At 64.0% G+C, this 15,912-nt stretch carries 15 protein-coding genes; 7 read left to right on the top strand and 8 right to left on the bottom strand.

The annotated features are described in order from the left end of the window. Position 1: 1 nt before the first annotated feature. The 4 genes from AC1D75_RS00750 to AC1D75_RS00735 all read right to left on the bottom strand — a co-directional run bounded on the left by AC1D75_RS00750 (position 2) and on the right by AC1D75_RS00735 (position 4,971). Entirely contained in the window at positions 2-1,585 is a 1,584-nt protein-coding gene (locus tag AC1D75_RS00750) for an ABC transporter substrate-binding protein (RefSeq protein WP_495513429.1), read from the bottom strand. A gap of 60 nt (positions 1,586-1,645) precedes the next feature. Then, entirely contained in the window at positions 1,646-2,557 is a 912-nt protein-coding gene (locus AC1D75_RS00745) for an ABC transporter permease (RefSeq protein ID WP_495513428.1), read from the bottom strand. Further along, the gene (locus AC1D75_RS00740) at positions 2,554-3,510 is read right to left on the bottom strand and encodes an ABC transporter permease (protein ID WP_495513427.1); all 957 of its coding nucleotides are present in this window, start codon (positions 3,508-3,510) and stop codon (positions 2,554-2,556) included. Before AC1D75_RS00740 ends, AC1D75_RS00745 begins: the two co-directional genes overlap by 4 nt. A gap of 441 nt (positions 3,511-3,951) precedes the next feature. Further along, a complete protein-coding gene (locus AC1D75_RS00735) occupies positions 3,952-4,971 on the bottom strand; it encodes a 2Fe-2S iron-sulfur cluster-binding protein (protein WP_495513426.1) in 1,020 nt (339 codons plus the stop codon). A gap of 161 nt (positions 4,972-5,132) precedes the next feature. Between AC1D75_RS00735 and AC1D75_RS00730 the strand changes: the two genes are divergently transcribed. The 4 genes from AC1D75_RS00730 to AC1D75_RS00715 are packed head-to-tail and all read left to right on the top strand — an operon-like array spanning position 5,133 to position 9,288. Continuing rightward, positions 5,133-6,560, top strand: a complete 1,428-nt coding sequence (locus tag AC1D75_RS00730; protein ID WP_495513425.1) for a class I adenylate-forming enzyme family protein — start codon at positions 5,133-5,135, stop codon at positions 6,558-6,560. Next, positions 6,538-7,443 carry an acyl-CoA dehydrogenase family protein gene (locus tag AC1D75_RS00725; RefSeq protein ID WP_495513424.1) on the top strand — a complete coding sequence of 302 codons (906 nt, stop codon included), beginning with the start codon at positions 6,538-6,540 and terminating at the stop codon, positions 7,441-7,443. Before AC1D75_RS00730 ends, AC1D75_RS00725 begins: the two co-directional genes overlap by 23 nt. Then, entirely contained in the window at positions 7,430-8,518 is a 1,089-nt protein-coding gene (locus tag AC1D75_RS00720; protein WP_495513423.1) for an acyl-CoA dehydrogenase family protein, read from the top strand. Before AC1D75_RS00725 ends, AC1D75_RS00720 begins: the two co-directional genes overlap by 14 nt. Before the next feature lie 2 nt (positions 8,519-8,520). Next, on the top strand, positions 8,521-9,288 hold the full coding sequence (locus tag AC1D75_RS00715; protein ID WP_495515936.1) for an enoyl-CoA hydratase/isomerase family protein: 768 nt from the start codon (positions 8,521-8,523) through the stop codon (positions 9,286-9,288). A 66-nt stretch (positions 9,289-9,354) separates the two neighbouring features. On the opposite strand, the gene AC1D75_RS00710 is transcribed toward AC1D75_RS00715, so the two are convergent. Next, entirely contained in the window at positions 9,355-9,729 is a 375-nt protein-coding gene (locus AC1D75_RS00710; protein WP_495513422.1) for a VOC family protein, read from the bottom strand. Between the two features lie 171 nt (positions 9,730-9,900). Continuing rightward, a complete protein-coding gene (locus AC1D75_RS00705; RefSeq protein ID WP_495513421.1) occupies positions 9,901-10,794 on the bottom strand; it encodes a TIGR03619 family F420-dependent LLM class oxidoreductase in 894 nt (297 codons plus the stop codon). Positions 10,795-10,873: 79 nt separating this feature from the next. Between AC1D75_RS00705 and AC1D75_RS00700 the strand changes: the two genes are divergently transcribed. Further along, complete coding sequence (locus tag AC1D75_RS00700; RefSeq protein WP_495513420.1) at positions 10,874-11,653, top strand: enoyl-CoA hydratase/isomerase family protein; 780 nt, start codon at positions 10,874-10,876, stop codon at positions 11,651-11,653. A gap of 82 nt (positions 11,654-11,735) precedes the next feature. On the opposite strand, the gene AC1D75_RS00695 is transcribed toward AC1D75_RS00700, so the two are convergent. Beyond that, positions 11,736-12,494: an SDR family NAD(P)-dependent oxidoreductase gene (locus tag AC1D75_RS00695; protein ID WP_495513419.1), complete on the bottom strand. Its 759-nt coding sequence runs from the start codon at positions 12,492-12,494 to the stop codon at positions 11,736-11,738. Continuing rightward, the gene (locus AC1D75_RS00690; protein WP_482137089.1) at positions 12,491-13,255 is read right to left on the bottom strand and encodes an SDR family NAD(P)-dependent oxidoreductase; all 765 of its coding nucleotides are present in this window, start codon (positions 13,253-13,255) and stop codon (positions 12,491-12,493) included. The genes AC1D75_RS00695 and AC1D75_RS00690 overlap by 4 nt, the downstream gene beginning before the upstream one ends. A 52-nt stretch (positions 13,256-13,307) precedes the next feature. On the opposite strand from AC1D75_RS00690, the gene AC1D75_RS00685 reads away from it, so the two are divergent. Together AC1D75_RS00685 and AC1D75_RS00680 are read left to right on the top strand one after the other, a co-directional pair. After that, a complete protein-coding gene (locus AC1D75_RS00685; RefSeq protein ID WP_495513418.1) occupies positions 13,308-14,753 on the top strand; it encodes a class I adenylate-forming enzyme family protein in 1,446 nt (481 codons plus the stop codon). Next, entirely contained in the window at positions 14,746-15,885 is a 1,140-nt protein-coding gene (locus AC1D75_RS00680; protein WP_495513417.1) for a thiolase family protein, read from the top strand. Before AC1D75_RS00685 ends, AC1D75_RS00680 begins: the two co-directional genes overlap by 8 nt. Positions 15,886-15,912: the final 27 nt, after the last annotated feature.

Below are 15,912 nucleotides of genomic sequence, written 5' to 3'. Positions count from 1 at the left end.
GTCAGCTGATCCAGAAGTTCTCGGGCATCGGCGAACCGAGGGTGTAGAGCTCGACGCCCTTGATCTTGGTGCTGTAGACAACCGCCGGAACAGCCTTCGTGTACCAGATGCCCGGAACAATCTCGACAAGACGTTCCTGCACGGTCTTGTAGGCCGCTTTCCGGTCCGCGTCGCTGGTGGCGAGTCGTCCGGCATCAAGCGCAGCGTCGAGTTGGGCGTCGTTGGTGCCGACGAAGTTGCCGGTCGACTTGGAGTGGAACGCGGTCCAGAGCGGGTAGTCCGGATCCTGGATGACTGCGGACGAGATCAACATCTGGAAATCACGCTGTCCGGCCCGTGCCGTGAGGGCGGCGAAGTCGAGGACCTCGACCTTGACGTCCAGGTTCTTGAAGGTGCTGAGCTGCGTCTGCAGGCCCTCGGCAAGTACTTTGCTCTCGGTGGTGGGGTAAGAGAGGAACGTGAACGAGACCGGCTTGCCTTCGGCGGCAAGCTCATCGAGAAGCTTCTGGGCTTCTTCTTTGTTGGTCTCCTGCAGCGAGATGTTCTCGTGGAACGGTGAGCCCTCGGGGAACAGCGTCTCCGGGATCTCGTTCTCGCCGTTGTAGACAACGGTGTTCAGTGCATCCACATCGGTGGCCAGCGCGATCGCACGGCGAGCACGGATGTCGTCGAAGGGCGCCTGGCGCTCGTTCATGGCCATGTACTGACCGCCGCCGGTCGGTACGATCTCGCTGTTCATGCCTGCCGCGTTGATCTTGTTGATGCTTTCGAGGTTGGTCTCTGAAGCGATATCTGCGGCGCCGGTGCTGATGGCGTTGAAACGCTGATTGCTGTCGGCAACCGTCTTGATCGTCAGCTTGTCGAGGTAAGGCTTGGGCGCGTCGTAGAAATCGGGGTTCTTGGTCAGTTCCACGGAATCCTGCCGGGTCCAGTTGACCAATGTGAACGGGCCTGCACCGATCGGCGCTTCGTCGAATGCCTGTGTGCCCTTTTGCAATGCGGTCGGAGAGGCGATCCAGTTCAGCGCACCGGACAGCAGTGACTGCGCGAAGTGGGGGTTGGGCGCGGCCATCGTGACCTTGAGCGTGGTCGGGTCGACAACCTCGGTGTCTGCGATCTGAACGGCCTGGCGGATCGAGGTCGAGGCCAGGGTGGGGTCCTTGAGGCGATCCCAGTTGAACTTGACCGCCGCGGCGTCATACGGGGTGCCGTCGGTGAACGTCAGGCCCGGACGCAGCACCAGGTTGAAGGTGGCGCCGTTGTCGGTGGTGGAGAAGTCAGTGGCCATCTTGTACTCGACTTCAAAGGTGTTGATGTTGTTGATCATCAACGATCCGTAGAGAGCGTTGCCGAGCGTGGGCTGGTGGGCCCAGGTATTCGACAGTGCGGCCGGATCAAGCGAGCGGGGCTCGCCACTCTGCAGCACAACTGCAGATCCACCGGCTACCGGATCGCCTTCGTCCTGGGCCGAGTTGCTTCCACCGGAGCTGTTGCTACTGCCTCCGCCGCAGGCGGCGACAAAAGCAAGTGCGAACAGCGATAGAAGTGCCGCCAGAAGCTTCGGTAAGCGTCTGTGTTGGAACATGATTGACCTCTCGTGATGGTGGACCGGGTGGGAATTCCGGGCCGGATTATCCGACGTGCCTCAGTGCTGCAGGGTCTTGTCGAACTTGGTGCGAAGGTGGTCGCCGAGCTGGTTGAGGGCAAACACGGTGAAGAAGATCGCCAGGGCGGGTACGAAGACGAGGTGCGGCGAGGTGGACAGGGCGTCCTTGCCTTCGCTGATCATGCCGCCCCAGCTGGGGGTCGGTGGGGGGATGCCGAGTCCGAGGAAGCTCAGCGATCCCTCGGCGACGATGAGGGCAGCCATGACGATGGGGAGGTAGGACGCCAGCGGGGCCAGCACGTTGGGGAGGATTTCTTTGAACAGGATTCTCGGGTGGGTGGCGCCCATATTGCGTGCCGCGCGGACGAATTCGCGTGACGACCACGCCATCGTGTTCGCTCGGGAGAGGCGGATGAACGCCGGGATCACCACAAGTGACAGTCCGAGTAGCAACGTCTGGGCACTCGGTTTGAAGATCGAGGCCAGAGCCAGGAGCAGGATCAGAGGCGGGAAGGCGAGCATCGCGTCGGTGAGCAATGAGACGCCTGTGTCGAGTTTGCGTCCGAAGTATCCGCCGACCAGACCGATCAGGGACCCGATCGTGAATCCGATGATCCCGGCGACGGTTCCGACCACCAGTGAGACCCGCGCACCGTAGATGATCCGAGACAGTTCGGATCGTCCGTAGTTGTCGGTGCCGAGCCACAGGTCCACAGACTCGAATGAGGGTCCGAGTCGCGGTGCGCCGACGGGTATTTCATAGGACGCGATGGGAAGCAGGCCGGCAAATATTGCGGCCAGGACCAAGGCTGCGAGCCAAAAGATCGACAGGTAGACCAGTATCGATCGGGGCTTTCGGACCGTCGGGACGTCCGGCAGTGTCTGCGCGATGGGCACTTCCGGGGAGACCGGGGTCTCGTCATGTGCGGTTTTCGAGATGATGCCGGTCATGCTGTTGCCGTCACCTTTCTGACCCGAGGATCGATGAGCCCGTAGCTGAGGTCGACCAATGTGTTGATCGCGACGTAGACAACGGCGATGAACACGACGATGCCCTGGACCATGATCAGGTCGCGGTTGGTGATCGACACCGCGATGAGCTGTCCGAGTCCCGGTAGGCCGAACAGGGTTTCGACGATCACGGTGCCACCGATCAGTCGACCGAGATTCATGCCGGCCAGCGTGATCAGAGAGAAGGATGACGGCCGGAATGCATGACGGAACATGACGTACGTGCGACCCATGCCCTTCGCCCGGGCAGCGGCGATGTAGTCCTCGTTGAGTGTGGAGATGAGGTCGGTGCGCAGCAACCGGTGGAAGGACGCGATTTCGGTGAGCGCGATGGCGATCACCGGAAGCATCGCGTAGCGAAGGTTTTCGATGAGCCCGTCGCTGATGTCGGACCAGCCCAGAACCGGGAAGACCTGCATCTGGATGGCAAAGAAGTAGATGAGGATCGGTCCGGCGATGAAGGCAGGCACCGACAGGAACACCGCCGAGAGGGCATTGATCCCGCGGTCGAGTGCCGAACCCGGACGGGAGGCCGACACGACGCCCATGATGATGGCGATCGCCAGTGCGAGGATCAAACCCAGCGCGGCGAGCTCGAGGGTCACCGGGAGCCGTTCGATGATCGCGTCTGTCACCGATTGGTTTGTGATGGGCGAGGTTCCGAGATCTCCGGTGACGGCGTTGCCGAGCCAGTCGACATACTGGCGCCATGCGGGCTGGTCGAGGCCGAGCTTCTCGTCGAGTTCGGCCACGGCCTCTGGCGTTGCGTTCTCGCCGAGTATGACCTGAGAGGCCGATCCGGGTGCGAGGCTCAGCAGGCTCACCACGGCGATGGTCACCAGCAGTACCACCGCGATGCTGCGCGCGAGACGCAAAGCGATCGTTTGGAGCATGAGTGTCAACTTTCGTCCAGCACAGGGCGGAAGGCGGAGTCGAGATGCCATGGTTATGTGGTTCGCGACTGCCGCGGAACGGGCTGTGCCCGCGGCCGGCGATGCGTCGTCGCCGTCAGCTCGCGCTGTGATTCGTGCCGCATTGACTAGCGGCTGTGATGTACATCCTAGTGAAATACGGACCTAAATGGCAAGTTATGGCCGTACATTTGCCGAACCAAAAGGCACTTGGCGATCAATCGTATGTGGCGCCTGGTGGGAGCGGCAGTGAAAGCCGGACAGTTGCGACGTCGTAGGTCGGGGCTCGTTTGTTCGGACCTTCCGAAAAGTTGGTTGCAGCAACCATTTTGGGTTTAGGTCGACTGGTGAAACCACAACGCCCGGTGGGCCGACACGGATGTGTCGGCCCACCGGGCGTCGGCTTATGGAGCGTGGGGGTGGCTAGTCCTCGTACCGCACTTTGATCGTCGGGGTATCCGGCACGGCCTGGCATGTCAGTACAAATCCGTCGGCGACCTCGTCGTCGTCGAGTGCGTTGTTGGCGCGCATGGTGGCGCTACCTTCGAGGACCTCGCCGATGCAGGTGGCGCAGTTGCCCGACTCGCACGAAAACGGCGGGGACAGGCCGGCACGGCGGGCGCTTTCGAGGATGGTCTCGCCGGCCTTGCGCTCGATCTCGACCTTTTTGCGGCCGAGCTGGATGAACGCGGTGCCGAGTTCGACGGGGGCTGTGGTGGTCTCGACTTCGAGTTCTGCTTCGGGGATGGTCTGGGCCGACGCGCCGAACTCCTCGGCGATGACCCGGCCGGGCCCGGGCAATGCGGATTTGATGACCGCCATGAAGGGGTCGGGGCCGCACAGGTAGCTGTCGGCATCGGCGTCGTCACCGACGAACTCGAGAACCTTTGCCGCGTCGAGAAATCCGTGCTCGACATCGAAGCTGCGGACCACAGACAGGCGATCGGGGTACTGGGCGGCAAGTTCGTCGATGGCGGTGTGGAAGATCGCCGACCCGGGGTCCCGGTCGGCGCACAGGAGCCGGACGCGGCGGTCGGTGGTCGCCAGGGCGCTCTTGGTCAGCGACAGAATCGGTGTGATGCCGCTGCCGCCTGCGAAGCCGAGTAGGGGAACAGTGGTGTCGCTCAGGCAGAACAGGCCCGCGGCTCGGGTGATCTCGACCTCGTCGCCCTCGCTGATGTTGTCGTGCATCCAATTCGAGGCCTTGCCGCCGGGGACCCGCTTGACGGTGGTCATCAGCTCGGAATCGGTCTCCGGTGCGCTGGACATCGAATACGAACGGAACAGCTCTTCGCCCTCGACGTGGAGCTTGAAAGTGATGAACTGCCCGGCGCGGTACGGGATCGGCGCCTCGTGTGGTGCAAGTACGTATGTGCGGGCGTCAGCGGTCTCCTTGACGATCCTCGTCACGGTTGCGCGCTGAAATAACGGGGGCCTCGCCATGAGCCACCTCCTTCGTGTCGTGTCGATCCTACCGAGATTGATACGTAGATTCTACTAGATGAGAATAGTATTCTCGCCAGTGAGCTAGGATCCTCTCAAGTTGATTCAGTAGAAGGTGGATCGGTGGGTACCTGCCGATCGACGCCGGTTAGGACAAGGACATGAACGGGCCCGCCGCCCTGGCATTCGAGGGGCGCAGCTATACGTTGCCGCAGCTCGATGCGCTGACGGCTGGTCTGGCAACCACGCTTGCCGACCGCGGCGTTGCCCCGGGCGAGCGTGTCGCCCTGATGTCGTCGAACCGGCCGGAGTTCGTGGTCGCGGTGCGCGCGATCTGGCAGGTCGGAGCCGCTGTGGCGCTGATCAGTCCTGCGTACAAGCGCGCCGAGGTCGAGCACGCGCTGGCGGTCACCGGCGTCGCGCATGCGGTCGGCGACAACGCGGTGCTGGCCGGCCTGATGCCGATGCTGCACCTCGACGAGCGGATCGAACCCGTCGAGTCCGGCGTCGGCGAGGTCACCTGGCCGGACAAAGACCCCGACGCCGATGCGGTGCTGGTATTCAGCTCGGGCACCACCGGGATGCCCAAGGCCGTCCGTCATACGCACCGGTCGTTCGGTGTGGCCGTCCGGCAGTGGCGTGATGCGCTTGAGCTGACCGCCGCTGACCGCCTGCAGATCCTCACCCCGCCGTCACACATTCTGGGCATCCTCAACGTCATCACCGCACTCGATTCCGGTGCCTGGGTTCGGTTGCACCGTCGCTTCGACCTGGGCGTGATGCTGCGTCACATCGAATCCGATCGGATCACCATCGAGATGGCGGTCGCTCCGATCGCATTGGCGCTTGCCTCGGACCCGGATCTCGAGAAGCACGATCTGTCGTCGCTGCGCTACATCATGTGGGGCGCCACCCCGGTGACCCCGAGCATCGCCGAGATCGTGACGAGCCGAACCGGCGTGCGGTGGGTGCCTGCCTACGGGGCCAGTGAACTGCCGGTCATCACCTGCAACCCGATCGAGGGTGCGCGTCTGGACAGCGTGGGACGCGCCGCCGCCGGCGTGACGCTCCGGGTGATGTCCACCGAGACCGGAAAGATCCTCGGTCCCGGTGAGGCCGGCGAGATTCAGGCCCGGTCCGAGTCGGTGATGGCCGGATACCTTCCTGACGAGGCCAACTCGGATGCTTTCTGTGATGGCTGGTACCGGACCGGCGACATCGGAACCGTCGACGCCGACGGGTGGGTCCGGCTGACCGATCGTTCGAAAGAGATGATCAAGGTCAAGGGCTTTCAGGTCGCACCGGCCGAGGTCGAGGCGGTGTTGCACGCCCACCGGGCGGTCGCCGATTGTGCGGTGTTCGGAGTTCCCGACGCAGTCTCCGGTGAGGCGATCGTCGTGGCGGTGGCCCTGGTGAATGGTGCCGAACCTGTCGAGGCCGCAGAACTCATCGAATTGGTTGGTGAGCGGCTGGCGAAGTACAAGCGACCCAGCGAGGTCATTTTCGTGTCTGATATTCCGCGCCTGCCATCCGGCAAGGTGCTGCGCAGAGTGCTGAAGGAGCGCTATGGACGTTCGTCTGACGAGTGAGCAGCGGCAATTGCGTGATGCTGCTTCGAAATTGGCCGATGATCTGGGACCGTCCGCGGTCTCCGATCTCGATGACGAGAGCCGCATTGCGCGGTTGGAGAAAGTGGTCGACAGCACCGGGTGGCGTGATCTGCGTTCCGACGGAGCCTCGGCGGTGGAGGTCGCCATCGTCGCCGAGGAGTTCGGGCGCGGTCTGGTGGACGTTCCCTTCCTGGGTCCGGTGCTCGCCGATGACGCCCTGCGTCACCTCGTAGAAGGGCCACATCGGTTCACCGCTGTGGTCGGCGGTGAGGCGATCGACGCCCGTGGCTTCGATCGGGGTGTGGTGCGCGGCGAGAACAAGGTCAGCACAGTCGATCTCGGGCCAACCCGCGATGGTGTCGACCTGACCAGGCTCCGCGCCGATGTCACGGGCGAACCGGCCGCGGTCGGCGAGCTGACATCGGAGCAGGCGCAGCGGAACCTGGCCTTGGCGCTGGTCGCCACCACCGCAGACCTGGTCGGCTGCTCACGTGGGGCACACGCCACCGCGGTCGACTACGCCAAACTGCGCGAGCAGTACGGCGCGACAATCGGTTCGTACCAGGCGGTTGGGCATCTGCTGGCCGAAGGTCTGGCGCTGATCGAGGGCTCGATCAGCGTGCTCAGGCACGCGGCCTGGGCCGTCGACGAACTACCGACCGACGAAGCGTTGCAGGCTGCGCGAATCGCAAAGCTCTACTGTGCGCGCACCGCCCGGACGGTCTGTGAGACCTCGATACAGGTGCATGGCGGCATCGGCAATACGTGGGAATGCGTGGTGCACCTCTACCTTCGCCGCGCACTGACATCCACCGAACTGTTCCCAGTGAGTCTGGAGGAGATCCAAATTGGACTTTCGTGACACCACCGAAGAGGCCGCGTTCCGCGAGCGGATGCGCGCGTGGCTGGAGGAGCGCAAGGGGACGTTCGCGACCTCGGGTGACGAATACTTTTCGCGTATGGGCGAATGGCACCGGGCGCTGTACGAGGCCGGTTTCTTCGGCCTGAGCTGGCCGGAAGAGTATGGCGGACAAGGGCTGCCAGCGGTCTACGACGTCATCCTCGACGAGGAACTGGCGCGCGCGGCCTTCCCCGCACGGCCGAGCCTGGGATACCTGGTCTTCGGCCTGGGTCACCACGGCAGCGAAGAGATCCGAAAGCGCTTCGTACCCGGGATGATCAACGGCACCGAACGCTGGTGCCAGGGGTTCTCGGAACCCGGTGCCGGTTCGGACCTCGCCTCGCTCACCACCACGGCCACCCTCGACGGTGACGAGTACGTCCTCCACGGCCACAAGATCTGGACCAGCTACTCCGACAACGCCGACTGGTGTCTGCTGCTGGCCCGGACCGACAAGAATGTGCCACGGCACAAGGGCATCTCGGGTTTCATCGTGCCGATGAACCAACCGGGTGTCGAGCAGCGACCCCTGAAGATGATCAGCGGTGTCACCACCGAATTCGGGCAGGTGCTCTTCGACGGTGCCCGGGTTCCGGCAGAGAACATGGTCGGCGCTCCCGGAGACGGCTGGAAGCTGGCGATGACTGTCGTCGGGCATGAGCGGGAACCGTCGACACTTGGCTTCGCCGCGCGGTACAGCAAGCTGGTCAACCAGATCGCCAAGAAGTCGGAAGGCAAGCATTCCGCTGACTTGACCTGGGCTGCAATCGAAACCGAGATGTTGAGACTGCATGTGCGACGCCGACTCTCGGAACAGCTCGATGGCGTCCAGCACAACTCGGAAGGTTCGCTCGACAAGCTGTTGATGACGTGGGTCGAACAGGCGGTGGGACATGCCGCGCTGGATGTGGTCGGTACCACCGATCCCGAACTACTCGGCGCCTACCTCTACAGCCGGGCGCAGAGCGTCATGGGCGGCACGTCGCAGATTCAGAAAAACATCATCGCATCGCGAATTCTAGGATTGGGAGTTTGACCATGTACGACATGCCCGACGAGATCGACGTCCAGGCCGACGGGTCTCTGCGCATCATCACGCTGAACCGCCCGGATGCGCTCAACGCGGTGAATCATGAGCTGCACGTGGGACTTGCGCGGTTGTGGCCGCAGCTGAGCGCCGACCGCGGTGCGCGCGCCGCGGTTTTGACCGGAGCGGGCAAGGCCTTTTCGGCAGGCGGCGATTTCGCGTACCTCGCGGAACTGGCCAAGGACGACGAACTACGCGCGCAGACCATTGCCGACGGCCGGGAGATCGTGCTCGGAATGGCGAGGTGCCGGGTGCCGGTCGTCGCGGCGGTCAACGGCCCCGCGGTCGGCCTGGGCTGCAGCCTCGTCTCGCTCAGCGACATGGCCTACATCGGCGAGAATGCCTACCTCGCCGACCCGCATGTCCAGGTGGGGCTGGTTGCCGCAGACGGCGGGCCGGTCACCTGGCCGTTGCACACCAGCCTCATGCTGGCCAAGGAATACGCGATCACCGGAGCGCGGATCACCGCAGAGCGTGCCCGCGAGATGGGACTGGTGAACCACATCGTCGCCGATCCGCTCACGGAGGCACTGGCGTGTGCGAAGCGGATCTCTGAGCAACCGCAGCAGGCCGTGGAAGCGACCAAGCGACTACTCAACCTGCACCTCGAGCGCGCGGTGCTGGCGACCCTCGACTTCGCGATGAGCGCCGAGCATCAGTCGTTCACCACCGACGACTTCCAAGCGAACATCGCACGATTGACCGCCAAGAAGAACTGAGGACATTGCTGGGCCTGCGGCCCGCGGAGGACCCGAGCGATCGGTTCTCCGCGGGCCGCGGGCGTTTCACAGATAGGAATGTGTGATCAATTCCAGATAGTGACCGGCGGGGTCGAGTAGATAGACACCGCGGCCGCCGTGTCCGTGGTTGATCTCGCCGGGCCGGGTCTGCTGGGGATCTGCCCAGTGATCTCGACCGCGGTCGGTGATCTTCGCGTAGGCCCGATCGAAGTGTGCGTCGTCGACCAGGTACGCGTAGTGCTGTGGCGAAAAATCCGTCGGCGCAGTGGCGAACTGTAGTAGTACGCCGTCTGCGATCTGCACGTTGGTGAACGGACCCCATGAAGGGGCTTCGTCGGCTTCGAGCAGATCGCGATAGAACCCGGCCATCTCGGCCGGATCTGTCGAGGCAATGATCGTGTGATTGAAACGTGCTGTCATGAGTCTCCTTTGAGTCGCGAGTGATGGAACTGAGGTCACTCGGACTCAAGGGAGGAGCACGGATCAGGCCACGACCAGATTGCCGTCCCGGGAGCGGCCAACGGAGGCCTGACTGGTCATCATCGCGACCACCCTATCGCAGCCGACGTTGATCTGAAATGCCCTCGCCGACTACGAGAGTTTGGATACGTACTTCTCGGCGAACGCTTCGAGTGGAGCGCGGTACTGCTCGGCGGGTGCGCGGAGATCGTCGTGGTCCCCGGAATGCGTACGCTCCCAATTGGCCCAGGGATTCACCATGATCGCGCCGATCCCGAGATCTTCGGCTTGCTTGTAGGTGTCGAGTGACGGGGCATCGCGCAGCCCGATGATGATCTCGAACGGCTCGTTCTCGCGACCGTATTCGCGACGCAGACCGTTGATCCGGTCGATCCACGGCTTGGCGTCCTCCAGCGTGTACGCGGTGCCCACCCACCCGTCGCAGTGCTGCGCGGCGCGGCGCAGGGCCGGGCCGGACTCGCCGCCACACAGAATGGGAACGGGCTCCGGCGGATGAGGTTCGATCATCATTTCAGGGATGTCGTAGTACTCACCCTTCCAGGAGACCCAACCGCCTTTCCACAGCACTCGCAACGCCTCGATCATCTCGTTGAGCCGAGGCCCGCGATTGTCGAAATCCTGTCCGAGAAGCTCGAATTCCTGACGATTCCAGCCCGCGGAGAGTCCGATCGAGACGCGTCCGCCTGCGATTGCGGCGGCGGTGCCGACGACCTTGGCCACATCGATGATGGGACGCGCGGGTGCGATGTACACGTTGTTGCCGAAATGGAGATTGGTGGTGACCGCTGCCATCGCGCCGGTGAGAACCCACGGATCGGGCCACTCTGTCTCCGGGTGCCAGAACGGTTTTCCGTCAGGGGTGGCCGGATAGGGGGTCTTGGGCTCTCGTGGATAGACCAGATGGTCGGAGACGAGCATGCCGTGGTAGCCAGCTTCGTCCATCATCTTTGCCACAGAGGGCATTTCGATTGTGTTCATGAATGCAGTGCCGCACCAGAATTTCATGCTCACAGGTTATGCGAGGATGATTCCCAATGTCGCACAATCCAATTCTCAATTGTGTTAAATCCGATAGTCTGCACTCATGACTGATGATTTGGGAGCCGGCGGCCTGAAGTTCGAACGCGAAGGACCGATCGGATGGTGCACGATCGATCGTCCCGCGGCGCGCAACGCCTTCACCCCCGCGATGTACTACGGATTGAAACGAGCTGTGCGTCTGGTGAATTCGGATCCCGACCTGGCCGCGCTCATCATCACCGGTACCGGTGACGTGTTCGCACCAGGCGGTGATCTCGGCGGTCGGGCCGAACCGGGTGACAATCTCCCGGACGGCATCGGCCATGATGTGCTGCCATTCTTGACGATTCGGGACAGCCGGGCGCCGGTCATCTCGGCGGTCAACGGCATCTGTCAGGCCGGTGGACTGCTGGTGGCCATGATGTCCGACATCGCCGTGGCGAGCGACCGGGCGACGTTCCGGGTCCCCGAACTGCTACGCGGAATCCCCGATGCCACCTATGCCGCAGCACTTCCCGCCCATGTGGGCCTGGCGGCGGCACGCGATCTTCTCTTGTCCGCCCGTAAGTTCGACGCGGCGGAGGCCTTACGCCTCGGCGTGATCTCCCGGGTCGTGCCTCACGAGGACCTCCGGTCGGCGGCGCTGACCGCGGCCCGTGAGATCTTGCAGACCGCTCCCGAGGCGCGGGCTCAGGTCAAGCGCATGCTCAACGAGCGTTACGGGCTCATCGACTACCAGACGATGTTCGGGGCACTCGAGACCTCGCCCGAACCCCGAGAAGGCATGCGCGCCTTCATGGAGAAGCGTGATCCGAGCTGGATTCCGTCCAATATCCCTAACTGACAGCAAAATTCGCGCCACCTACCGCCATTCGCGCCCGTTGCAACAGGTGCGAATCGCGGCAGGTGGCGCGAATTTCTGTGTGTCAGGACCGGGGGATCAGTGTTTCGGAACGCTGGATCGTCCCGGTGATCCCGGTCGAATCCTGCTGTGCGAGCAACAATGCTGCCCGACCCATGGTCTCCGGAGGTTCGATGGCCTCCGGCGGGATCTTCTGTCCGCCACCGGCGGCGGCCCACCCTTCGGTGAGCACCACCCGGGACGGGCTCAGGCAGTTGACCGCGATGTTGTCCGTCTTCAGGTCGGATGCGAGCCCGAGATAGAGCCGCTCCACCGCCGCCTTGGAAACCCAGTAGGCATTCGAGCCGCGATCGATCATGTCGACACCGGTGGTGGTGACGGCGATCAGTGATCCGCCGCCCCGCGCCCGCAGATGCGGGATGACGGCCTGGGTCATCAGGAAGACGCCGGTCAGGTTGACGTCGAGGCACAGCTGCCACCGCTTGAGTGGAGTCTTCTCGATCGGTCCGAGCCAGAGCACGCCGGCGTTGGCGATCAGGATGTCGATGCCGCCGAACTCCGAGACGGTCTGATCGACTGCGGCACCGACCGATTCTTCGGAGGTGACGTCACAGGGCACCGGGATCGCCCGGCCACCGGCAGAAGTGATCTTCTCCGCCACCGATCCGATCGTGCCCGGTACCCGGCCTTCTGTCTCGGACCGCGCCGCAACGGCCACGGAGGCGCCCGCGTCTGCGAGCGCCACCGCGATGGCCGCACCGATGCCCCGGCTCGCGCCGGCCACAAATGCGACCTTTCCGTCGAGCGGCTTGCTGTCGGTCACTTCGGCGGGAACCGCAGAGCACCGTCGAGGCGGATGACATCACCGTTGAGGTAGTCGTTTTCGACGATGGCAGCGACCAGGGCGGCGTACTCGGTGGAACGGCCCATGCGCTTGGGGTGCGGAACCTGCGGGCCCCAGTAGGCCTCCAGCTGATCAGCGGCCTTGCCATAAGCCGGGGTGTTGATCGTGCCGGGGGCGATGGCCATCACGCGGATGCCGAGGGGCGAGAGGTCGCGAGCGGCGACCAGCGTCATGCCGATCACGCCACCCTTGGCCGCAGCGTAGGGGAGCTGGCCGATCTGGCCCTCGTAGCCGGCGATCGAGGCGGTGTTGATGATGACGCCACGGGTGCCCTCGTCGAGCGGCTCCTGCCGGGCGATCGCGGCCGCGGCGAGGCGGGTCACGTTGAAAGTCCAGGTCAGGTACGAGGCAATGGTCTTCGTGAAGGCCTCGAGCTCCATCGGGCTGCCGTCTTTGCCGACCAGCCGGCCGCCACCGGCCGGGCCGCCATGGCAGTCCACCGATACGCGTAGTGGTCCCAGGGATTCGGCTTCGGCGATGGCCGCGTTGACCGAGGCCTCATCGCTGGCGTCCGTGTGGACGTAGCGGATGCCCAGTTCGCTCTCGAGTGCTTTGCCCTTTTCGTCGGCCACGTCGGCCACGACAACTTTCGCGCCTGCGGCATGCAGGCGGCGAACGGTTGCCTCACCGAGCCCACCGGTGCCTCCGACGACGATGGCGGAACTGCCACTGATTTCCATGGGGTTTCCCTTCTTGCAATTGACGATCTCAGTCTGAGAGAATCATGTTCTCATGAATATCACGATGATCTTGGAAATGGCAGCGTCGGCGGACGATCGAGCCGTCGTGACAGCCGGTGGTCGAACGAGTACCGCCGGGCAGATGTTGGACCTCGCACGCCGGGCGGCGACGGGATTCACCGAGTACCCGGCGGTCTTGTACTCCGGGATCAACCACTTGGCTTATCCGGTTGCCCTGTTCGGCGCCGCGATGGCCGGTGTCCCGTTCGTGCCGCTCAACTACCGGCTCGGACAGGCTCAGTTGACAGCGCTCCACGAGCGACATCCCGGTGCGTTGGTGCTCGGCCAGGAAGATCTCGATTCCTGGATCGACTCCCTCGAGGGCAACGTCCCCATGGACGACGCCGACCGGCCCGCTGCGCACTACGACGGAGACGCCGTCGCGGTGATCATCTACACCAGCGGCACCACCGCGGCGCCCAAGGCCGCAATCCTGCGCCACCGGCACCTGCTGGCCTACGTGCTCAACACGATCGAGTTCTCCTCTGCCGCACCGCAGGACGCGACCGTGGTCGCCGTGCCGCCGTACCACATCGCGGGTCTGACGAATCTGCTGTCGAATCTCTACAGCGGACGGCGGATCGTCTACATCGACGCCTTCGAGCCGCGGGCCTGGATCGACACGGTCCGGCGCGAAAAGGTCACCCATGCGATGGTCGTGCCGACGATGCTGGCGCGGATCGTGGACGCCACGACGGAAGCCGATGCCGGCCAACCGTTCCTGAAGAGTCTGGCCTACGGGGGCGCGCGTACTCCGCGGCCGGTTCTGGAACGGGCGCTCGCGCTGTTCCCCGACACCAACTTCGTCAACGCCTACGGCCTGACCGAGACCGCCTCGTCGATCGCGGTCCTCGGGCCCGACGACCATCGGACCGCTTTTGCCTCTACCGATCCCGAGGTCAGGGATCGGCTCGGTTCGGTCGGTCAGCCGTTGCCCGGTATCGAGATCGCGATCCGCGACGAAGAGGGCAACCCGACGGCCGATGGCCAGACCGGCCTGGTATTCGTTCGCGGCGAACAGATCTCGGGCGAGTACGGCGGCCAGAGTGTGCTGGACGACGAGGGCTGGTTCGCAACCCGAGATCTCGGTCATCTCGATTCGGGTGGCTATCTGTTCATCGAGGGACGTTCGGACGACACGATCATCCGCGGTGGTGAGAACATCGCACCCGCCGAGATCGAGGACGTCCTGCATGATCATCCCGGCATCAGCGAGGCCGCGGTCATCGGTGTGCCTGACCCCGAATGGGGACAACGCCTTGTTGCCGTTGTGGTCGGTACCGGTGACGCAGACGAGATCAAGCAGTTCGTCAGGGACCGGCTCCGTTCGTCCAAGACCCCGGACGTGATCGTGTTCCAGAACGAACTCCCACGTACCGAGACCGGAAAGCTATTGCGCCGCAACCTTGTGGCAGAACTGGAGAACAACAATGCCTGAAGCCGTCATCGTATCGGCGTTGCGCACCCCGATCGGCACTGCTGTCAAGGGAAGTCTGCGCGACACCGATGCCTACGATCTGGCCCACCATGTGGTCGACGCAGCGGTCAGCACCCTGGATCCGGAGCTGATCGACGATGTGGTCCTCGCCGAGGGTCTCTACGGCGGTGGCGTGATCGCCCGCCACGCGGCGATCACCGCAGGCCTGACCGGGGTGCCCGGACTAGCTGTCAACCGGCATTGCGCGGCCAGCCTGTCGGCTGTGACCACGGCTGCCGGAAGCATCAAGTCCGGCATGGACCAGCTGGTCCTGGCCGGTGGCGTGAACTCCGCCTCGACCTCACCGAAGTCGCGGTTTCGCGTGGGGGAGGACTGGATCGACCCGTGGATGTCGCCGTCGCACCCCGACCGTCCGGATGCCCCGAACAAGGACATGTCGATCACTGTGGGCTGGAACGCGGCGCAGAAGGCCGGCGTCACCCGCGAAGAGATGGATGCCTGGGCATACCGTTCGCACATGAACGCGATCGCCGCCATCGACGAGGGCCGGTTCGACGACGAGATCGTGCCGATCAAGACGGTGCACGGACTCTTCTCGGTCGACGAGCACCCGCGTCGCGGTTCGACCATGGAAAAGCTTGCCTCCCTGAAGGTTCTGCACCCCGAGATCGAGGGATTCTCGATCACCGCGGGCAACTCCAGCGGCGGCAACGATGCGGCTGCGATCCTCACGGTCGCCAGCAGCGACCTCGGATTGCCTGCGCTGGCGACCGTACGTTCCTGGGCCTCGGTCGGTATCGACCCGGCATTCACGGGTCTGGCCCCGGTCGAAGCAATCCCCAAAGCACTTGCGCGAGCGGGCCTGAAGATCGAAGACGTCGATCTGTTCGAGATCAACGAGGCATTCGCCGCGATGTGTGTCGCGACCATCAAGTTGCTCGACCTCAACCCCGACCTGGTCAACACCAGCGGTAGCGGTTGCTCTTTGGGTCACCCGGTGGCTGCCAGTGGTGCCCGCATGCTGACCACCATCATCCACGAACTGCGCCGCCGTGGTGGCGGCATCGGTGTGGCGGCCATGTGTGCAGGCGGCGGCATGGGTTCTGCCGTGGTCGTCGAGGTCCACGCGTGAGTTGGCGGAATCACAATCACTGCCTCG

The sequence above is a fragment of the Williamsia sp. Y712 genome (genome assembly GCF_059445525.1).
This window is presented reverse-complemented; position numbering and strand designations above follow the sequence as displayed.